Source organism: Vibrio iocasae (assembly GCF_042245395.1).
In the GTDB taxonomy this organism is placed as follows: Bacteria; Pseudomonadota; Gammaproteobacteria; order Enterobacterales; family Vibrionaceae; genus Vibrio; species Vibrio iocasae.
This window is the reverse complement of the sequence record NZ_CP145310.1, coordinates 1,699,160-1,720,588: the sequence shown is the minus strand read 5'-3', so window position 1 is coordinate 1,720,588 and position 21,429 is coordinate 1,699,160. Positions and strand designations below refer to the sequence as shown.

The window sequence follows — 21,429 nt, the reverse complement described above, 5'->3', positions numbered from 1 at the left end:
AAAGCAATTTCAACTTAATAGGTATTGTTTTGGCGGGTGCGTGAACACCCGCATTTTTGAGGGATCGTTTATGGATATGGCTTACTGAACGGAACAGATCGTTTCCCAGCTGTCGTCACTGCCAGGTACCGAGTTTGTCCACCACTTTGCTTTGTAGACGGTACCGTTATGAACCATCAGATCTCCGGCACCAGCATTGTTAGGTTTGCCTTCCCAGTTGGTCTGAGGCCAATCCGGGTAAACATTGACGCCTGTGGTATCGCAGGTTCCGTCGGTGCCACCACCGCTGTTCCCTCCTCCTGTATTGCCGCCGGAAGAGATATCACCAACAGGCAGGGTAGGTTGTTCAAACTTAAAGGCATACTCAACACCGTTTACATTGACGCTATAGTTTGATGGGCCTGAAATTGGTAGGTAGTACACCATATCCAGCTCGTAGGTTCCGCCAGCGGGTAAACTTTTCCAATTAGGAAGTGAGAAAGAGATTCGATGCATAACACCGTCTAAGCCACCAATGTTGTCAGCGCGTGTGTGACCCGAAGAGATAACCGCCAATCCTGCTCCGGATTGATCCTTCGCGTTGTCCGGTGCAGAAACTGGAATATCGAACTGGAATTCGGTTCCTCCCGGTAGTTCGTGACCAGTATTGTTGGTGAAGGTGATTTTAGGGTTGATCGGGTAGTTTTGGTCCCCAACCTTGAACCCACCAATGGCAACGCCAATGTCCAGAGTTTCCGCCGGAGTAGGAAGTACGGCAACCTTGTTCCCGTATGGTGTTGCAGATTTGAACTTGTCATGTATCGCTTTGGTCATGGTGTTACCTATGTGGTACTCACCGTTTCCGGATGCACAAGCTTGTTCTGACAGGTCGACCGACGTCCGGTTGCCGTTGGCATCCAAAACATAACAGTTGTAATCACCGGCAAGTTCCCAAAACATAATGCCACCGATTTCTTTGTCGATAACGTAGTCTGCTTTCACATCAATAGATTGTTTATCTTCCAGAGAGAGGAAGACACTTTTATCGGCATTCCAGAGCCACGGTGCAACCGCAACATTATCGAAGTGGCGTGTGTAGGTACCTGTAAGTTGGTGTTCTGGATTATTAGTCGGGTCTAAACTGTAGGCTGTGGCATAAGAGCCATAGATGCCATTTTCCAGGTTCTTGGCGTGCCACATAGGGTTGGAGCCAGCACCCATTTCATTGCCTTGTGCATCTTTGTCATGCCACATGTTGTCAATACCCGTAGCACCGTAGCCACACTTGTTTTTCTCACCAACCCCTGTGCCCGGAGGACATTCACTCTGATTTGGCAAGGCTGCTCTTCCCCACAAACCATTGGTACCACCAGTTACTCCCTGCCAACCACGGGTGTAGTACGGAACGCCAATATTGATTCGCCCTGCCGGCATTGACCCCCGGAAGTAGTGATAGGCCCAGTCAGTATTCAGATAACCGATTCCACCGTATGCTGCGGTTCCATAGACGTTCCACTGCGCGAGTTCAGAATCGTTGCCGGTATCATAAAGTGCGGCGTTGTGGCCAACGTGGTCATTCCATGCCCCGTGCAGGTCGTAAGTCATGATGTTTACATAGTCGAGATACTTAGTGACATCGAAGGTTTCCATACCACGGAGAAGGTAAGCTGATGAAGGTGCGGCAATGGTTAACATATAGTGATGACCATCTTGCGCAGAAGCTCGGTCGATTTTTTCTCGAAGAACTTTCATCAACTCCTGATAGGATGCCCATAAATACGCTCTGCGTGGTTCCATAAAACTAGCGTCATCAGGGTTGCCCGAGCCGGCCATTGATGTCGGGTATTCGTAGTCAATGTCCAGTCCATCAAATTTGTACTTTCGCATCATTTCAACGGCTGACGTGGCGAATGTTTCAATGCCTGCGTGGTTGATGGAACCGTCAGCATTGGTTGTCATGGTATAAAAGCCACCATCAGCTATTCGATTACCATTGATATCAAAGTGCCCACCAGTTTCAGCCCAACCACCAATGGAAATCAGCGTTTTAACACCATGTTTGGCTTTAGCTGTGGCCAGTGCACCAAAGTGTCCTTTAAAACCAAGTGCAGGGTCGATCTCTACACCCGGCCATTCCTTCCCTACCGCAGCGTTATCCGGCGCGTTGATGTCTCCTATATTGGCTTTGCCATCTGATCCGATGCTTACAAAGGCGTAGTTGATGTGTGTTAACTGCTCCCACGGGATATTGCTGGCGAGATATTGTGCCTGTGGGTCATTGCCGTCTCGCCAACTAGTGAAATAGCCAATGACCCGCCTTGGGTGATCGATACCCATTAGTTCACGTCCATCCTGATCGTAAACGGTACAGTAGGGTACAGTGACTCCTGGTGTTTGATGTAACCCATCCGGACGGCATGCTTCATGGTTCGTCAGTGTAGTCGCGGTAGCTGAGCTTGATATCACTCCTAGAGCCAATAGACATGATGTTGTTAGTGAACTTAACGAAAAAAGTGCATTTTCCCTTTTGTAAAAGTCCTGTCGATTCATATTTTTTCCTTAAAAATCATCTGGAAAGAATGTTCTTAGTTTTATGTTCTGCTTTGGTTGCATCACGAATTAACCATAGAATCAGCCGGAAAATATTCATAAAGTTGCATGTAAACTTAGGAGTCACTTCAACCGAATATGTAATCTATATGCAACAGTGTCCGGTATAATTTGCACCAGCAACCAAGTATTGAGACAGATGTTGTCATGGTAATGACATGAATTTCTGAAGGGAGGAATATTTAGAAAGTGAGCTGCGGTTTCAGAGTAAATAGCTTTTCATCGCATAAAAAAATGGCCTCCAAATTGGAGGCCAAAAAGCAAAACATCGAGGGGGTATAGTTTTAGTTTTGCAGTAAAGAAAAGTTGAACAATGAATTAGTTATTTAACGCCTCTGCTATCAGGCTAATTGGGTGAATACAGTCTAGCTTTGTGTTCTCTTCAATTTGCCATTTACAGGTTTCGCAGTCGGTGATGGCGTAATCTGCATCTGAACTGTTAATCTGTTCGAACAAGCTTGCCCCGATTCTCATCGATACGTCGTAGTTCTCTTCCTTAAATCCGTAGGTTCCGGCAAGGCCACAGCATTCGCTGTCCAGTACAACGACATTCAGACCTGGGATCATCTTCAGAAGCTCAATAGTGAAGACAACTTCACCGCTTCGTTCCAGGTGGCAAGGTGTGTGGTAAACAATGGTTTTGTTTAATGGTTTCATCTTCGGCATATTGCCGTTCATAAACTCCTGCAGAAGGAATCGGCTGAAGAAACTGATCTTGTTTACAACCTTATCGTTGTTTACGCCCAGAACATGCGGGTACTCATCCTGAAGTGTAAAGCAGCAAGTCGATGACGTTGAAAGTATTGCTTTGGTTTCACTTTCAACGGCTTTTTCCAGATGCTTAACATTAAACTCAGCGTTTTTCTTCGCCTTAGCGTGGAAACCATTTGCAATTAACGGTACGCCACAGCATTTTTCTTTATCAAGTAATTGCACACCATAGTCCATAGCGTTCAATACTTTTAGGAAATCTTTACCCAACTGTGGATGGTTGTAGTTCACATAGCAGCCATGGAAGTAGCTAATGTGTTTTTCAAATTGCGCCTGATCCGGTGCCTTTTTCTTGTACCAGCTACGGAAAGTACCGTGAGAATATTTTGGTAACGATTTATGGTCATGAACACCAATGGTTTTATGCATCACCTTCTTAACAAGCGGAATTTCCGTCATCTTGTTAACGATTGGGCCAACTGGCGTTGCAATCGAACCAAACAGATCGGTATGACTTAATACAAAGTCCCTGACTGTCTTCGGATTCATTGGTTTCTTACCGTGTTCTCCTCTCGCAACAGCAATGATGTCGCCAACGCGAACACCGGAAGGACAAGCGGTTTCACAACGCTTACAGTTGGTGCAGTATTTCAAGATGTCGTCATAAAACTCAGGACTTTTTAAGCGAAGTCTTTCACCATCTGGGCCACACTGTTTTGGACCCGGGTATTCTGGATTTGCCTTTGCAACCGGACAGTACACAGTACAAACCGTACATTTTATGCAGTGATCAAAAGTCGTGTCTCGGTTATCTACCGGATCTATGGATCGGGTTGGGATTCTTTGGGCGATATTCATGCTGTCGCCTCCGTTAATTGCATCTCTTCCTGAAGCTCCTGAAGAATATTGTCTACAGCATTACATGCGGTACTGATTGCAACACCGCTGCCACAGCCATGTGCAACAGGGTTGTAATGGGCCAGAATTGAACCGGCACAGAAAAGGTTCTTCACTGTTTTTCCTTCAATAGAAGGTAAGAACCTTTCGTTAGTTTCTACACCGAAGCCTAAGAAGGCATGAGGGCTCTGGCTGAAGAAATCATGCTGATGCCATTCAGAACGTTTGCCGATATCGCACATATCAAGATCAAACACAGGCTCGATGATGTCTTGTTGTTGAGCAACCAGCCCTTTACTGAAGAAACTACCAGTAGCAAAAACGTAGTGGTCAGCAGAAAGAGTAAGATCGCCCATTTTCTTGGTATGGATTCGGGCAAGTTTCAGCTCACCATCTTTCTCTTCAAAGTCACCTTTTAGAACTTCATCACCTTTGTGCAGGCTACCGCCACCCTTGATAAATGAGCGCATCAGTATATCTTCGATCCTGATACCCAGTAGTGATGGTGGCATAGTCGGTACTTCATGGAACTGAAGATTGGTGTACTCTTTCAGTTTACCCATGAGTTTCAAACCATCGCCATTGCCCATGATGGAAGGCATCATGACTAAGTCGTCCGGATTTGCCGCTGAGGTCAGCTGATTTGCAAACTCTTTAAACTGTACTTCGTCCCGTAGAATACGAGAGATATCAATAGAGCGGAAATCGTGAGGGTTGCGGTTAAGCTGTCCAAAAGCAGTCAGACTGATGTTTGCAGTCTTGATTTCAATGCCGTTGAACTCAGCGTATCTGCCTAAATTGTCTTGAGCGATCTGCGGCTGGAAGTCTCTGAAGCCATCCATAGAGATCATAATGACTCTTTTAATCCCTTCCAGAGCTTTAAAATCGAAATCGATTTGTTTCACGTACGGTTGTGAAAGCCAGGTTGGTTTTAGCGTACCCATAGTGCTGATGCGGTAGTGGTTATCACCGCTATCTTGCTTATATAGAGGCAGACCTTGCTGCTCCATCTTGTATTGGAACCAGTTTAGGGCTTTCTCAACCTTTTGCGCTCCAAGCTTAGCGTATGGGTGAGCAGGCAACTCAGATTCCAGCTTTTGAATTTCGTTAAGCGGCTTTCTAATCGGTTTGTTTGTCACCGGGGAGTGGGTGAGCAGGTCGACCGAGCCAGATGAAAAATGCAGTGCACTTTGACCGCTACTTATTACGGCTGTCTTTAGTCCGTTTTCGAGGCACTTGAGTGCAGCCGAGTATCCAGCAACACCACCACCGATAATTATTACGTCGTAGTTCATCATATTATTGTTCTTCTCCTACATGGCTGAGCATTGAAGTTTGCTCCGGAGGCACATCGCCTGCGCCAAATAGTCCTTCATAAATCCAGTAGCTGAATTCAGCTTCACGCAGTGCATCACCCCAGAAGATAGGTTTAATGCCTTTCCATCGCTCTTCAAGGAAGTCGACTAACAACTGACCTGACTCGTGTCCGCTGATATCTCCGTAATCTTTGAACAGACTGGCAGCGCGGTAAGTACATAGCTCGCCCTGACAAGGGCCCATGCCTAATCGGGTACGACGGCGAAGGTCTACAAGGTTGTGAACATCCAATTTCTTAATTGCGTATTCGATTTCGCCAGCTGTTACCATCTCGCATTCACAAATGATCGCCTGGCTTTTTGGTTGTTCAGATAAGAAAGACATCGCACGTTCACCATGTCTGTATATTGCAGACTCATAAACCGGCTTCGCGATGCTTGCAGTGCGTTTAACCTGTTTAGGTGTTTCATTTGAACCTGGTAGTGGCTTGGTATGAGTTTCACAAGCTTTAGTGTTGCCAAGTTTCTTCGCAACGGTGTCTGTTGCCATTTCTGCCATAAGACGGTAAGTCATCAGCTTACCACCAGTAATGGTTGTAAGACCTTTCAGGCCATCGCGCTCTTCATGGTCAAGCAAGACGATGCCGCGACTGATGTTTCGGCCGCTTCCGTCATCATCAACAGCAACGAGTGGACGGACACCAGCGTATGCTCGTAGCACACGAGTGTTGTTCATGATTGGTGCCAGTTTCGCACCTTCTTCCAGTAACACATCCACTTCATCCGCTGTAACGTGAAGATCATCGATCTGGTCATAGTCGATGTGTTCGGATGTGGTACCAATAAGCGCGATTGTGTCACCCGGTACCAAAATGTCGGCGTCTGCCGGTTTACGGCAACGGTTGATAACCAGATTGTTGATTCGGTAATCCAGAATCAGAAGTGAACCTTTTGCAGGGAACATCTTGATGTTTAGATCTGCATATTCACAAATATTTTGACCCCAGATACCAGCTGCATTGATCACTTCATGCGCGAATACCTGGAAAGGAAGTTTCGTGCGCGTATTAACGCAGTTAACACCAATAACCTGTTCGCCTTCGCGGATCAAAGAAGTCACGAGTGAGTGGCTGAATAAACGAGCACCATGCTCTTTCGCATCAAGAACGTTAGAAGCACATAGTCGGAATGGATCTAACGTTCCATCAGGCACCTTCACCGCCCCAATTAACTCTGGGTTAGTGTTTGGCTCTAGCATCAATGCTTCTTTTGGTGTTAGACGCTGGGCTTCTATTCCTGCTGACTGACATGACTCTACAAAGGTGTCTTGAAACTTGATGTCATCTTCAGGCAACGTGATGAATAATCCCTCTGTGTCTTCAACACAGTGGCGAGCTATCTTCTTAAGAATTAAGTTTTCCTGAATACACTCTTTTGCTGAGTGTTGATCTGTTACTGCATAACGCGCACCAGAGTGTAATAGGCCGTGGTTTCGGCCTGTTGTACCAGATGCCAGATCATCTTTTTCTAATAAGATACAGTCAATGCCACGTAGGGCGCAGTCTCGCATTATGCCAGTCCCTGTAGCACCACCGCCTATAATAATGACTTCGGTTTCATATCGAGCTGTCGGTTTCATTGCCATCTCACAAAATAATTTACGCACTTTTATTGTGCCATTAAATTGCGTTTTCGTTCGCGATTTTGCTCACAAATGTTCGTTCGAGCATTAATACTGATGGGTTATATAGAAATGCGCGTTAAATTATTATGGAGAAATGAGAGATATGGCCAATCGGAGACAAAAAAACCAGCCGGGATGGCTGGTTTTTTAATCAATGTAAGGCTTTCGAAGGTTAGACTATTTCGATTTGAACATCGTTTTCTTTCAGAAGTGAGCATATTTCTTCTGGTGGTTTTTCGTCGGTGATCACCAAATCGACCTCTTCTATACCACCCAGTTTCACCATAGCGTTTCGGCCAAACTTGCTGTGGTCCACACCCAGGAAGACACTTCGACTGTTTTCAATAATGGATTTTTTGACGCGTACTTCGTGATAGTCGAAATCGAGTAGGGAGCCGTCGTAGTCAATACCACTGATACCCAATATGCCAAAATCCAATCGGAACTGAGAGATGAAATCCATGGTCGCTTCACCGGTGACACCACCATCTCGGCTTCGAACTTCACCGCCAGCGAGTATGACCTTAAAGTCTTGTTTTACCATTAATATTGATGCTGCATTAATGTTGTTCGTCACTATGCGCAAGTTACTGTGACTCTTTAATAGTGCTTTAGATATCGCTTCTGGTGTTGTGCCAATATCGATAAATAAAGTAGCGCCGTCCGGTATGTGCTCTACCAGTCTTGAAGCAATTCTCTCTTTTTCGCCCTGGTTAGATACCTTTCGAGTTTGGTAAGAAGAGTTTTCTGAACTGGTTACGATAGTTGCTCCACCGTGATTTCGCTTTATCTTATTGAGATCAGCCAGTTCATTTAAGTCGCGACGAATGGTCTGTGGGCTTACATCGAACTTTTCTACCAGATCTTCTGTACTGACATAACCCTGAGCTTTAACCAATTCGATGATTTCTTGATGACGTTTAATAGCTTTCAAGAATTTTTCCTCACTTCCATACAACCTTTTGTTTTTCCGAGTTTACTGCTATTGACCAAATTTTTAAACATTAATTGTTTGTGAGTATAATGTTTCTTAATTGTGAATTTATGCTCATTTTGGGCTTAAAATAACGCGTTTATGCTCGATATATATCCCCCTAAAGGGGCATTTGCAACAAAATGTGCTTCGATTAACAATTTTGAACATATTTAGAACATTTTCTATGTTCGTACGCACATTTGAGAGGTTGGCGCATTTTCGAATGCGTTCTTTTAGTTAGAATCATAGCCACACTATCATCGTGGGATAGTGAAATACGTTCAAAGGGAAATAATTATGGCTAATAAAAAAGACCATACACTGATGGGACAGTGTATTTCGGAATTCATCGGTACCGGTTTACTTATCTTCTGGGGTGCTGGTTGTGTTGCTGCTTTGGTTCTTGCAGGTGCTCCTCTGGGGCATTGGGAAATCTGCATCATCTGGGGTTTAGCAGTTGCACTAGCAGTATATTGTACAGCAGGCGTATCTGGTGCGCATATTAACCCAGCAGTAACGATTGCACTGGCTGCATTCCATGGCTTTGAGAAGCACAAAGTAGTTCCATACATTGTTTCTCAGGTTGCGGGAGCGTTTTGTGCAGCAGCATTAGTATATGCATTATACGCGAACTTGTTTGTGGAATGGGAAGTTGCAAATGGTGTTGCAAGAAATACCCCTGAAGCATTAGCAACAGCAGGTGTATTCTCCACATACCCTAACCCTTCTCTATCATTTGGTGGCGCTGTACTTGTTGAGTTCGTTATTACTGCTGTTCTGATGTTCGGTATCCTTGCTCTTGTTGATGAGAAAAATGGTGGACCGAATGGTGCAATGGTTCCTCTACTAATTGGTCTTTTGGTTGCGACTATTGGTGGTGCTATGGGTCCTCTAACAGGTTTTGCAATGAACCCGGCTCGTGACTTTGGTCCGAAACTGTTCGCATTCCTTGCTGGTTGGGATCACGCACTAACAGGCGCTAAAGATATCCCTTACTTTATCGTTCCAATTCTGGCTCCTATTGGTGGTGCTCTACTTGGCGGATGGCTATATCCGAACATGGTAGGTAAGTATGCACCAGGCGTTGCTTCTGAAGAGGAAGAAGTAAGTGCTAAAGAAGAAGCGACTGCGAAAGAAAACGCAAACGCTTAACTAATCGAATAACGTGAAATTAAAGAATTATACTTCTAATAAAAGTGAAACGAAGGACTCACCTATGACTAAGAAATATATCGTCGCTCTGGATCAGGGTACAACAAGCTCCCGTGCAGTAGTTTTAGATCACGATGCAAACATTGTAAGTGTTGCACAGCGCGAGTTTACACAAATCTACCCTGAAGCCGGTTGGGTTGAGCATGATCCAATGGAAATCTGGGCAACTCAGAGCTCAACACTGGTTGAAGCTCTAGGTCAAAAAGGTATCCGTTCAGACGAAATCGCAGGTATCGGTATTACTAACCAGCGTGAAACAACAATCGTTTGGAACAAAGAAACTGGTGAGCCAGTTTACAACGCGATTGTTTGGCAGTGTCGTCGTACAGCATCTATGTGTGATGAGCTAAAAACACGCGATGGTTTGGAAGCATACATCAAAGAGAACACAGGTCTTGTACTTGACCCATACTTCTCAGGCACAAAAGTTAAGTGGATTCTTGACAATGTAGAAGGTGCTCGTGAGCTGGCTGAAGAAGGTAAACTACTATTCGGTACAGTTGATACCTGGCTAGTTTGGAAGATGACTCAAGGACGTGTACACGTAACTGATTACACTAACGCATCTCGTACAATGCTGTTCAACATCAATACTCTTCAGTGGGATGAGAAGATCCTTAAAGAGTACAACATCCCATTGTCTATGATGCCTGAAGTGAAGAACTCTTCTGAAGTATACGGCGAAACAAACATTGGTGGTAAAGGCGGTACTCGTATCCCTGTTGCTGGTATTGCTGGTGACCAGCAAGCTGCACTATTCGGTCAGATGTGTGTAGAACCAGGTCAGGCGAAGAACACATACGGTACTGGTTGCTTCTTGCTAATGAACACAGGTAAAGAGAAAGTAACGTCTCAGAACGGTCTACTTACTACTCTTGCTTGTGGTCCTAAGGGTGAAGTTGCATACGCACTAGAAGGTTCTGTATTCATGGGTGGTGCATCTATCCAGTGGCTACGTGACGAAATGAAACTTCTGAACGATGCAAAAGATTCTGAGTACTTCGCAACTAAGATCGATTCTTGTAACGGCGTTTACGTTGTACCTGCATTTGCTGGTCTTGGTGCTCCTTACTGGGATGCATACGCTCGCGGTACTATCGTAGGTATGACTCGTGGTACAGGTCGTGATCACATCATCCGTGCAACACTAGAAAGTATTGCTTACCAGAGCCGCGACGTTATCGACGCGATGCAGGCTGACTCTAACATCAAGCTAGAAACTCTACGTGTTGATGGTGGTGCGGTAGCAAACAACTTCCTAATGCAGTTCCAGTCAGACATCCTTGATACTAAGGTTCTACGTCCTAAGGTAACGGAAGTAACAGCACTTGGTGCAGCATATCTTGCTGGTCTGGCAGTTGGCTTCTGGGATAGCATCGACGATGTATCTGACAAAGCAGAAATCGACAAGACGTTTGAACCTTCTCACGATGAAGAGAAGCGTGCAGAGCGTTACAACGGCTGGAAACGTGCAGTACGCGGTGTACGTGCATGGTCTGAAGCTGAATAATAATCTAAACCTTTGTTCCTAAACGTAATTGCCCCGCTCTGCGGGGCTTTTTTTGCTTTGAGCATTGAAAATGTTCGTTCGAAGCTGTTCGTGATATTAATGTGATAGATGGTTTAGGTATCTGATAGTGGGCTAATTATCTATTTCAATGACAGTCGACTGCGATAGTATAGACTCTTCAATTTTTAGATAAGTTACCTATGAACGAAGATCATTTCAAAGGCAAGTATGAGGTAGAGCTCAAATACCGCCTGCAATCCAAATCAGCATTTCTGCAAGTTTTAAGTAATATACCGCATGAAGTAATGCTTCAGGATAATATCGAGAATGACTGGTATTTTGACCGTCCAGATAAACCTCTGGAGGCTGAAAACAAAAGCCTTTGCATACGTACTATGGAACCTTCTGGAATCAAGCTATGGATTGTTAAAGGGCCGGAAGCGGATAAATGCGAAGCAACAAACATTACCGATGTAGTAAATGCTAGAAGCATGTTGGAAACCATGGGCTACAACGTGGTTTTAAAAGCGCAAAAAGTTCGTAGTATCTATTTTGTTGGGGATTTCCATATCACAGTGGATACCCTTGAAGGTATTGGCGATTTCGCTGAGTTCGCGATCATGACAGATGATGAGTCGAAGCTTTCTACATATAAAGTCGAGCTAGAAGTATTAGCTACAAAATTTGGTTTAACTCAGTCCGATTTGCAAACAAAATCTTACAAGCAAATGTTCGCGAGCAAATAGAGGTAACCATATGTCGCATAGCTATGCTGTAAATATCAGAGCCGCAATGCCGTATGAACTAGAGCATGTTTATAAGCTGATTACCTCAAATGATGAGTGGACTAGATTTAATGGCCCGTATTTTCCATATGAACACCCAACAATGGAGCAGTTTGAACAGTCTACTTTCCAAAGGTTGCTTAAAGGGAAGGACATGCAGCTGGTGACTGTTGAAAATATCCCTGTTGGCTCAGTCAACTGTTACTGGGAGTGTGAGGATACACGATGGTTGGAAGCTGGTGTTGTGATTTATGACTCTAGAGCCTGGGGAAAGGGGATTGCAGCGAAAGCCGTTGCTAAATGGGTGACTTATCTATTTGAGAATTACGAGTTAGAGCGGGTAGGAATGACAACCTGGTCAGGGAATCCTAGGATGATGTCTCTTGCTTTGAAGCTAGGCTTTCAACAAGAAGCCAGACTTCGTAAGGTCAGATACTACAAGGGAGAGTATTATGACTCTGTAAAGTTTGGTGTGTTACGTTCAGAATGGAGTAATAGGCTCGAAAAGCAAACTGTACGATGAGTCGAAGTGCTCGGTAATGATCAGAATTGCTGGGTTTAAACACCTTTATAAAAGAGTGAGTAATACATATGAGCAACAGCATAAGCAACGTGCTATTTCGTTCCTACGGTACCCATGCTTTAAAAGAAATCACTTTGGCTGAAGGAAGGTTGAGGTTAGTTGTCGCACCGTGGACTGATTTGTCCGATGAGGCTATTGCTGAGTTCACCAATGTAGAGATCGAATACATCGAAGCTGAGCGTGATAGCCAGGACACCTTTTTAGATTTCAACTTGCCTTGGGATATCATTCGATTTGATTCTAAACCGATAGATGATTCGTTCTTTGACTTTGGGTTGTGTTGCAGTGACGTAAGGCTCGGTTTCAAAGCTTCGTGGCCCAAAATAACATTCAACAAAACTGAGTAAAAACTAGGTTGCTCAGAGTTCTTAAAATCCATCTGTAAGGTATGAAGTTATGCAGCAAAACATATTTACTGAAAGATTAGTATTACGTCCATTTAGGTTGAGTGACAGCGAACGTGTCGCGGAGTTGGCCGGAGAGAAGATCATTGCTGACATGACAGCAAACATTCCTCATCCGTATCATCCAGAAATGGCGGTAGAGTGGATAGAAACCCATGAGCCTCACTTTACTGATGGAAAAGGTGTGATTTATGCCATAACCCTGATAGGCAACGATGAGATTATTGGTGCGGTTAGCTTTCCTTCGATAGAAAATGGACTCGGAACTCTCGGTTACTGGTTAGGTGTTCCTTTTTGGGGACGAGGCATTGCATTCGAAGCTTCTCAGGCTTTGATTAAACACAGTCAGGAACACTTAGGGCTAAAAGAGTTGTTGGTTATGCATTTGGCCGGAAACGAAAGATCAAAATCGGTGATTCGAAAGCTAGGTGTAGAGTACATAGAAAACCAAACACTTCAGGTGCACGGACAGGAACGCGAAGTATGTGTCTACAAGTCGGCACTTGTCTAGTGAGCGAGCTTTAAGGAACTTTCTAGTTCTGACAAAGAACGAATAATTGCTTACAACCAAAAATCTCACTATGTTTTAGTACAGGCTACCGAACAGGGAAAGTGTGAATGTACAAGCAAATTATCGATTTTTGGTTTAAAGAACTTGAACCCAAACAGTGGTGGATAAAGGATTTTGAGTTTGATCAAATGATCCAATCTCGTTTTGGTGATCTCCACAATCAGGCTAAGGCTGGAGAGTTGTTCCATTGGCGGGAAACAGCGCTAGGAAGCCTTGCTGAAGTTATCGTTCTCGATCAGTTCTCTCGCAATATCTATCGCGACACACCAGAATCCTTCGCATGTGATGCTATGGCGCTAGCATTGTCTCAGTTCGCTGTTTCTAAAGGTTTAGATTCAGAGTTACCACAAACTCAGCGAGTATTTCTTTACATGCCGTTTATGCACAGTGAATCTAAGTTAATCCATATCGAGGCCGTGAAGCTATTCGAATCTCTTGGTCCGGAAGGTAAAGGGAACCTCGATTTTGAATATAAGCACAAAGCGATTATCGACCGTTTTGGTCGTTACCCTCATAGAAATCAAATCCTTGGTCGAGAGTCCACAGAAGAAGAGATAGAGTTTTTGAAACAACCTAACTCTGGTTTTTAGGTATCCAGGTTCTTAGGTGTAGGTTTTTAGGATAAAAAGTGCGATGGTGTATCAAGCGTCATTAAGAAGACTATATTACGAGTTCAACTGTATATGATTAAAAACTATCTGATCACCATCTCGATTTTCTTACTCTCGCTAAGTAGTTCTCATTTGTATGCTACTTCTGTTGGCAGCGAATCGAATCCAAAAAAAGACACAAGAGTAGTAAGAAGTGAGAATAGCCCTTTATTTTTAGATGCTGTTGGTAAAGTTAAAATCATATTCCCAATGGATAATTCTAAGAAGATGCTACAGTGTTCAGGCTCATTAATATCATCCGCATCTAAAATTAACAGTCGATTGGTGATAACCGCAGCTCATTGTTTGAGAGCCGGTGAATTTTTATGGGTATCCGAAACTAGGAGTGGCAGCGTGATAAAACGTAAGGCTCGTGTGCTTGACTACTATACGAATCATCACATTGATTATGCTTTTTTGCTTTTAGATGATGTAGTGAGTGTTGAGGATATTCAGCCGTTACTTATTGATTTTGACAGTGATATTCGCTTGGATAAATACCACAGAAAAGTGAGACCTAGACCTACGTTTTATGTAGCAGGGTACTCCAGTGATTCTGTTTTGGGCGATAGTGGCAAAGTGCTGACTTATACAAAAGTAAAAAGATTGTCATTGGCCGCTGGTCCTGAGGGAGGTGTGGTAAAGGCTAGGTCATATGGTGGCTCTTCAGGTGGTGCTGTTATTTCATTTATGGATCTACGAAATGGTTATGGAAAAGCCGCGTATTTAACGGGCGTACTTCAGAGTGTTGATGGCTCATTAAATGACAACATGTCTGATTTAAATGGTGGAGACGAGACTATCTTTATCGAACATGTACGCTTTCACGAGGATGCAAAGGCAGTTTTTGATAAATATGAGCATTAAATCAAGGAAATGATTTGTAAGAATAAGATAAGGGCCTTCCGAAGAAGGCCCTTTAATTAGCATAAGAGAAATAGATTATGGCTAAAAAATACCGGTTGGGAAACTCTGCATTTCCCTGTAGGTCGAACGTTCAAATCGACTAACAGCAGTCATCAGAGACCGGTATCATCGTGGGATAGCTTTATAAACTACGTCTATTATGGCTAAATTTTTGAAATCTCTTTAATCAGTTCTGCGTTTTCAGATTGCTTGCGGTAGAACACTGCTGGCTGACCAATCGGTGCATCAACTTCTACCCATCCGCCTGTAAACGTTTCCCCTGTCCAGATATGAACCCATTCGTCTTCTGGAAGGTACAATTTTTTAACAACTTCCCCTTGATTGTAGACCGGAGCGACTAAAATGTCACGCCCAAATAGGTACTGGAATTTAATTTCGTAAGCTTCCTGATCGTTCTCATAGTGCATGAATAAAGGTCTCTGGACAGGAATGCCCACTTCAGAGTTCTCTTTAACCGCTGCTTTTATGTATGGTTTCAGGTGCTTGAAGATTTTTGTCATTCGAGCTAAGTGAGCCAGAGTCTCTGCATCAGAATCGAACTGATGGTTGTCTCCAGGACGATTTCCTTCATGACTACGCATGATTGGTGTAAACGCTGCCATCTCTGCCCAACGCTGGAATAGCTCTTTTGGTCGCTTACAGCCGTGTAGCGTTGTGTAACCGCCGATATCTGAGTGGTGGATACCATTACCCATCAAACCAGAAGAAAGTGCTGCCGGGATAACGGACGCTAGACCATCATCAATACACCAGTCAACGAGTTGGTCACCGCCCCAAAGCGTATGACAGTAACCCTGAATGCCGGTACCACCCGCACGCATAAAGAACAAAATATCATCTGTCTTACCTGCTTCTTCAATCGCCTCGTGCTGTACTTTCGCCCAACGGTATGGCCATTTGTTGTGTTCAATTTCAGCGCTAACACCGTTGCTTAGTGAACAGTCAGTTGGAAGGTACTCACCAAAGTCACCCATCCAGCCATCAAGGCCGAAGTCGATCATGTTCTTCTTGATGACACCCTTATACCATTCACAAGCGTCTGGGTTAGTAAAGTCAACCACACCACAGTAGAACTCACCAAAGTCTACTACGTACTTAGAACCGTCTTCTTTGGTCGCCAGGAAGCCTTGTGCTTCTGCTTCTTTGTATAGAGGGAAGTCTTCCAGAACATATGGGTTGATGTAACCAAGGAAGCGAACGCCTTCTTCTTTAAGCTCATGAATCTTAGTGTCCAGACCTGGGTACAGATCTTCGTTCCAGTGCCAGTCCCACTGCAGACGCTTACCGAAGGAAGTCATCTTGATGCCTTGCCAGTCCTGACACCATGCACCAGCAACTTCTACACCCGCTGCTTTAGCGTTGGCGACTTTATCCAGCATGATTTCAGTACCACCCTGAATACCCAGGATCACACCGTCTAATACCCAGTCAGGAAGTTCTGGCTGGCGACCAAACAGGTCAGTGATGTTTTTCACAAGAGCAGGGAAGGATTCCTCTGCGTCGAATAGTACGTATTCTGGAATGTTCCATGCCTGAAGCTCATGGAAGTCTTCGTTAGTGAAGTCAAAATCTGCGTATGCAGTTGTTTCTAAGTGGCAGAAGTATTTCTTGTCAGAAACAAAGGTTGGCTGAGGGTAGTTAGTGTTGTAGTAGTCACCGCCCGCTTTATCTTTAGTGTCAGCAAGGAAGGTAACATAAGAGTTCTTGTTACGGCCTACACCCGGCTCAGAAGACCATAGTGGGAAGTTTTTACCACGAAGGTTGAAGTAAGTTAACTGCTCACCACAACCGTATACTTTCTCTTCTGCTGTTGCGTTTACACGCATCCAGAAACGGTTGTATTTTTTATCGATAGCTTCGAACTCAGCCTTAAGGCGTCCTTCAGCGGTTTCACCAACCGTCATTGCAATCGCAGGTTCGCCATCAAACTTAAAGGTGATAACCGTTTTGTCTTCAGCCTGTTCTACAGAGAACTTGCGCATTGGCAGTCTTTCTGTCACGTAGTCGGTGATTTTGAAGTTACCACGATACATATCGTAGTTAGCGTCACCAACGCCTAAAAATAGAGAAGGGGCTTCTTCAGAGTGTGTAAAAACAACTCTTTCTTTATGTTTAATAACTAGTGAACTGTTGTCGTAAGATACGTTCATTTTTATAGCTCCACATAGGGTAAGTGGTTATTTATAAGTGATATTTGTGTTTGTCCTTTCTCTGTCTATGAGTAAGGACAGGCAGAAATATACTTAAGTGAAATCTTATTGATTAAATTAATAATAAGACCCGTTTCTTGATAAAAAGGAGGGGAGAGCTCCCCTCCTTATCATTTATACAGAGTCAGTCTGCTAATTACTTGAACTGTACTGAGTAATCTGCAGCGATCTTAGCTTCACAAGTCTTGATTTCGCTCTGGAAGCGCTCTAGCCATGCTTTACCTTCGTCACCAGCAGTGCTTAGGAAGTAATCTTTAACTGGAGCAGTCTTAGCCTGGAACTTCGCTTTTTCTTCTGCAGTTGGGTTATAGATTGTACCGTCAGCTTTGCGGAACTCTTCGTAAGCAGAGAATTCACGGTGCTTAGGATATGCACGTAGGTACTGGTTTTGAGCGTCAATACCGTCAACAAGAACTTGCTTAAGCTCGTTTGGCATAGACTTGAACTTCATGTCGTTAAATACCCAAGCACCACCCATGTATGCGTGACCATCAAGAATTAGGTAGTCAAGGCTTTCGTGGAATTTGTTCTGTACGATATCTACGATACCGTTCTTAGTACCATCTACTACGCCTGTTGAAAGTGCTGTGTAAACTTCTGGCCAAGCGATAGGAGTTGGTGAACCACCAAGTTCTTTAACCAGTTCCTGCTGGATCTTTGCTGGTACTGTACGTAGTTTCAGACCTTTAACATCATCTGGAGACATAACCTGCTTCTTAGTAGTTGCGATGTTACGCCAGCCACCAGAGTTAGATACCATCATCAGACGTACGTTTGGCGCTTTCTTGATAAGTTCGCCACGAACATCGCCCAGGAACTCTTCGTTGTCGTAAACACACTCAGCAACACGGTCGTTTGGTAGCATGTATGGAAGGTCGAACGCACCTACTGGTTTCCAGAAGTTAGCTAGCTCAGGGATAGTCGTCTGGAAGTAATCAAACATACCTGCCTGAACCCCGGCAATACACTCTTTAGCGTTGCTACATAGCTGACCTGATGGGTAGATATCAACTTCGATAGCACCGTTAGAACGAGACTCAACATAGTTCTTAAATACTAACAATGACTGGTGGTTGTAGCTTTCCAGGTTTGACACGTGTGGCACAGTCAGCTTGTAATCCGCCGCATTGGCAGCTGATGTTGCAAATAGGGCTGTAGTTGCAAGTGCCAGTAGTGATTTTTTCATGTTATGTTCCTTATAGTATTTTGCTTTATGTTTCACGATTTGTTTTGTTGTTTCACAAATTGTTTTTGTATTAGTTACTGCATCACGCCTAACAGTTTCGGTAGGCCGATAACTAGATCAGGGAAGAACGAAATTAGGAAGATGATTAGGAATTCCACGATAATGAATGGAATAATCGCCTTCGAAATCTTCTGTAATGGCTGACCCGATACGCCCGACGCTACGAATAGCACCAGTCCCATCGGAGGGGTTGCCAGACCAATTGACAGGTTGATACACATCACCACACCAAAGTGCACAGGATCGACGCCCGCATTGATCATGATTGGCGCGATGATAGGTGCGAAGATAAGAATCGCAGGACCTGCATCTAAGAACATGCCAACAATGAACAAGAACACGTTGATGATGAAGAACAGCATCAATGGGTCACGAGTAATTCCGTTGAAGAACTCAGTCACCATATTAGAGATACCAGAGAAGCTGATTGCTGAAGCAAAGCCACTCGCGGCCGCTACGATAATCAATACTGCTGCTGCGTTGACAGCTACTTTGGTAAACAGTGCGTAAGTTGCTTTCAGGTCAGTGACTTTGATTACGTAAACAGACAGGAAGATTGCGTATGCAACGGCTACCGCTGCTGCTTCTGTCGGTGTAAAGATACCGCCATAAATACCACCCAGAATGATGACCGGAGTAAGCAAAGGTAGAATCGCCAGTTTCAGACTTTCACGACGATCAAGCTTGCTTGCACGTGGCAACGTTTGCACTTGAGGGTATTTTTTAATCTGTACTCGGTTAACAAGCATTAAACCAACACAGAAAATCAGACCCGGAACGATGCCCGCGATAAACATTGCCGCTACGGATGTGTTCATTACGAATGCGTAAAGAAGCATCAGACCTGAAGGCGGAATAATGTTACCGATGATCGTTGAAGCTGCGGTGATCGCTGCTGAGTAACTCTTGTCGTATTTGAACTTGGTCATCTCAGGCAACAGCATGTTACCGATAGCGGATGTTGCTGCTACAGCAGAACCTGTTAGGGCACCAAACAGAGTAGAAGTCAGGATTACTACGTGTCCCAGACCACCACGAAGGTGCTGAACGCGTGCCTGAGCAAAAGCGATAATACGAGGAGTAATACCACCACTCGACATACACTCACCAGCCAGCATAAAGAATGGCAGAGCAAGTAGCAGGAAGTTATCCAGACCAGAGTACAAACGCTGGTAAAGCATGTTAATGAACAGCACTTGATCATTCTGGAAGAAAGTAATGATCGGGGCTAAGCCCAGTGCGAATAGTACAGGCACACCAATCAGCAGGAATGCCATAAAGTAGAGAACGAAAATAGGAGAAACCATGATATACCTCTACTCCGCCGCTTGAGCAGCGACTTTCTTCTGCTCTTCATTAAAATGGATAAGCTTGTGCAGGGCACCAGCCAGTTTTTGTAGTGCAAACGAGCAAGAAATTGCCAGCATTACAGGAGGAATGGCGTATATCGTATACATTGGAATTGGCAGGCTGTCTGCCATTACCGAGCCGGTTTGGTAGAATGCGTAACCAAAGTAAATCCAAACCGCGAACAGAACCAAACTTGCGATGTGTGCAATTACCATAAGGAACTCAAATACGCGAGTGCCTTTTAGCTTATCGGTCACAAAGGTCATTGCGATGTTGCGTTCATCCAGATAGATGATTGGCAGACAAAGATATGTCATGTAGATCATCAAAAAGCGTGATGACTCATCAGTCCAACCCAAAGGGGTGTTTAGAAGATATCGGAACGCTACCTGGACGATTACGATTACAGTCATCACCAACAGGAAGAAGCCTGCAATGTTAGCTGTCCATCGAGCGATTGGCGCATTGATTGTGTTTAATGCTCTTTCTATTGCTTTCAGCATAGAATCACCAAAATATTTATTATCTGTATAGTTGTTTAAACAACACATTGTTCACTTAATGGTATTGATAACCCACTTACTCTTTTGGTTCTTTGAACCTTTTCACAGCCGTGGACAATGTGTCGTTTTTTGTAGGGTTTGTGTCACATAAATGACATTAAGCTTTGCCGTTTGAACCAAACAGACGAATTTTGTGTTTAACAACTTCCATCATCGAAGCGATACCAGAGTTGTTTGCATCCGCAAGAATGACGTCTTCTGGGTTTGCTTCCCAGTACGCTTTAACACCAGCGATAAAGCCCTGACGTAGCTCTGTATCAACGTTTATCTTAGCTACGCCGCGTTTAACTGCTTCAACAACCTGATCGTCTGGTACACCTGAACCACCGTGAAGTACGATTGGCTTCTTAACGGCTTCTTTAATTTCAGATAGACGGTCAAACTTAAGCTCTGGTGTTGTTTTGTATACACCGTGCGCTGTACCGATAGAAACAGCAAGATAATCAACACCAGTGCGCTCAGAGAAGTCCAGTGCTTCTTCTACTGTTGTAACCATTGCGTCTTTTTCATCAACAGTGATGTCGTCTTCTGTACCACCTATTTTGCCGATTTCACCTTCAGCACCAAGGCCAAGAGCATTCGCTACTTCAACCACTGCTTTAGTGATACGGATATTGTCTTCAAAAGGAAGTGCAGAGCCATCAAACATCAGTGACTGGAAGTCACGAGTAGCAGCTTCCATGCACTGCTCGAACTTGCGGCTGTGGTCAAGGTGAACACAGATAGGAACTGTGATTTCATGGTGCTGAATAAGAGAGTCAACTGCATCACGCAGAGGCTTCATGCCCATTTCATTGATAGCTTTCTGACCGATCTGAATCATGATAGGAGATTGCTCTTCCTGAGCTGCCAGAAGCACAGCTTTGATTGTTTCCAGGTTGTGAGCAGTGAACGCACCGATAGCGTAGCTGTTGTCCCACGCTTCTTTGATCATAGTTTTACCGGACATGTAAGGCATTTTGGAGATTCCTCTTTATTTGTTTGTTGGTGTAGAAATTATCAGTGAGTCGATTTCATTTCTGTTATTTATGTATCACTTTTCAACATAAACGTACAAAAATGGACAAAATGAGCGCTGGGACACATCTTTGAGGCAATGTTTGGTGTTTGTTTTTGACTTAGGTATGCATTCCCACGGAAACCGTGGGAACGAGAGAGAATGCTTCTCGAATCTGGGCAGCTATCGAAACATGAATTTTGTTACTCGTTCCCATGCTCTGCGTGGGAATGAAGACAGATCTCGAC

Annotated in this window: 18 protein-coding genes; 8 read left to right on the top strand and 10 right to left on the bottom strand. The window is 44.2% G+C overall.

The window, feature by feature from the left end; genetic code table 11:
• Window positions 1-81: 81 nt before the first annotated feature.
• The 5 genes from SNR28_RS07700 to SNR28_RS07680 form a co-directional block, all read right to left on the bottom strand.
• Window positions 82-2,529 (bottom strand): chitinase C-terminal domain-containing protein, encoded by a 2,448-nt coding sequence (locus SNR28_RS07700; RefSeq protein WP_375748626.1) that lies wholly within the window; start codon window positions 2,527-2,529, stop codon window positions 82-84.
• 378 nt (window positions 2,530-2,907) lie between these two features.
• Window positions 2,908-4,158 (bottom strand): anaerobic glycerol-3-phosphate dehydrogenase subunit GlpC, encoded by a 1,251-nt coding sequence (gene glpC / locus SNR28_RS07695; RefSeq protein WP_375748625.1) that lies wholly within the window; start codon window positions 4,156-4,158, stop codon window positions 2,908-2,910.
• Window positions 4,155-5,495, bottom strand: coding sequence for a glycerol-3-phosphate dehydrogenase subunit GlpB (glpB, locus tag SNR28_RS07690; RefSeq protein WP_375748624.1), 1,341 nt, complete (start codon window positions 5,493-5,495; stop codon window positions 4,155-4,157). The genes glpC and glpB overlap by 4 nt, the downstream gene beginning before the upstream one ends.
• A gap of 1 nt (window position 5,496) precedes the next feature.
• Complete coding sequence (gene glpA, locus SNR28_RS07685; RefSeq protein ID WP_375748623.1) at window positions 5,497-7,152, bottom strand: anaerobic glycerol-3-phosphate dehydrogenase subunit A; 1,656 nt, start codon at window positions 7,150-7,152, stop codon at window positions 5,497-5,499.
• 217 nt (window positions 7,153-7,369) lie between these two features.
• On the bottom strand, window positions 7,370-8,131 hold the full coding sequence (locus SNR28_RS07680) for a DeoR/GlpR family transcriptional regulator (RefSeq protein ID WP_375748622.1): 762 nt from the start codon (window positions 8,129-8,131) through the stop codon (window positions 7,370-7,372).
• A 339-nt stretch (window positions 8,132-8,470) separates the two neighbouring features.
• Between SNR28_RS07680 and SNR28_RS07675 the strand changes: the two genes are divergently transcribed.
• The 8 genes from SNR28_RS07675 to SNR28_RS07640 all read left to right on the top strand — a co-directional run bounded on the left by SNR28_RS07675 (window position 8,471) and on the right by SNR28_RS07640 (window position 14,755).
• On the top strand, window positions 8,471-9,325 hold the full coding sequence (locus SNR28_RS07675) for an MIP/aquaporin family protein (protein ID WP_375748621.1): 855 nt from the start codon (window positions 8,471-8,473) through the stop codon (window positions 9,323-9,325).
• Window positions 9,326-9,389: 64 nt separating this feature from the next.
• Window positions 9,390-10,895, top strand: a complete 1,506-nt coding sequence (gene glpK, locus SNR28_RS07670) for a glycerol kinase GlpK (RefSeq protein WP_375748620.1) — start codon at window positions 9,390-9,392, stop codon at window positions 10,893-10,895.
• Between the two features lie 200 nt (window positions 10,896-11,095).
• A complete protein-coding gene (gene cyaB / locus SNR28_RS07665) occupies window positions 11,096-11,641 on the top strand; it encodes a class IV adenylate cyclase (protein WP_375748619.1) in 546 nt (181 codons plus the stop codon).
• Between the two features lie 10 nt (window positions 11,642-11,651).
• Window positions 11,652-12,203, top strand: a complete 552-nt coding sequence (locus SNR28_RS07660; RefSeq protein ID WP_375748618.1) for a GNAT family N-acetyltransferase — start codon at window positions 11,652-11,654, stop codon at window positions 12,201-12,203.
• Window positions 12,204-12,271: 68 nt separating this feature from the next.
• The gene (locus SNR28_RS07655) at window positions 12,272-12,610 is read left to right on the top strand and encodes a hypothetical protein (RefSeq protein ID WP_375748617.1); all 339 of its coding nucleotides are present in this window, start codon (window positions 12,272-12,274) and stop codon (window positions 12,608-12,610) included.
• Between the two features lie 49 nt (window positions 12,611-12,659).
• The gene (locus tag SNR28_RS07650; protein WP_375748616.1) at window positions 12,660-13,178 is read left to right on the top strand and encodes a GNAT family N-acetyltransferase; all 519 of its coding nucleotides are present in this window, start codon (window positions 12,660-12,662) and stop codon (window positions 13,176-13,178) included.
• 107 nt (window positions 13,179-13,285) lie between these two features.
• A complete protein-coding gene (locus SNR28_RS07645; protein WP_375748615.1) occupies window positions 13,286-13,828 on the top strand; it encodes a DUF924 family protein in 543 nt (180 codons plus the stop codon).
• A 93-nt stretch (window positions 13,829-13,921) separates the two neighbouring features.
• Entirely contained in the window at window positions 13,922-14,755 is an 834-nt protein-coding gene (locus SNR28_RS07640; protein ID WP_375748614.1) for a trypsin-like serine peptidase, read from the top strand.
• Window positions 14,756-14,958: 203 nt separating this feature from the next.
• On the opposite strand, the gene SNR28_RS07635 is transcribed toward SNR28_RS07640, so the two are convergent.
• The 5 genes from SNR28_RS07635 to SNR28_RS07615 form a co-directional block, all read right to left on the bottom strand.
• On the bottom strand, window positions 14,959-16,965 hold the full coding sequence (locus tag SNR28_RS07635) for an alpha-glucosidase (protein ID WP_375748613.1): 2,007 nt from the start codon (window positions 16,963-16,965) through the stop codon (window positions 14,959-14,961).
• Window positions 16,966-17,161: 196 nt separating this feature from the next.
• A complete protein-coding gene (gene dctP / locus SNR28_RS07630) occupies window positions 17,162-18,211 on the bottom strand; it encodes a TRAP transporter substrate-binding protein DctP (RefSeq protein WP_375748612.1) in 1,050 nt (349 codons plus the stop codon).
• A 74-nt stretch (window positions 18,212-18,285) separates the two neighbouring features.
• Window positions 18,286-19,578, bottom strand: coding sequence for a TRAP transporter large permease (locus SNR28_RS07625; protein ID WP_375748611.1), 1,293 nt, complete (start codon window positions 19,576-19,578; stop codon window positions 18,286-18,288).
• Between the two features lie 9 nt (window positions 19,579-19,587).
• Window positions 19,588-20,124 (bottom strand): TRAP transporter small permease, encoded by a 537-nt coding sequence (locus SNR28_RS07620; protein ID WP_375748610.1) that lies wholly within the window; start codon window positions 20,122-20,124, stop codon window positions 19,588-19,590.
• Window positions 20,125-20,281: 157 nt separating this feature from the next.
• Window positions 20,282-21,142 carry a ketose-bisphosphate aldolase gene (locus SNR28_RS07615; protein ID WP_375748609.1) on the bottom strand — a complete coding sequence of 287 codons (861 nt, stop codon included), beginning with the start codon at window positions 21,140-21,142 and terminating at the stop codon, window positions 20,282-20,284.
• Window positions 21,143-21,429: the final 287 nt, after the last annotated feature.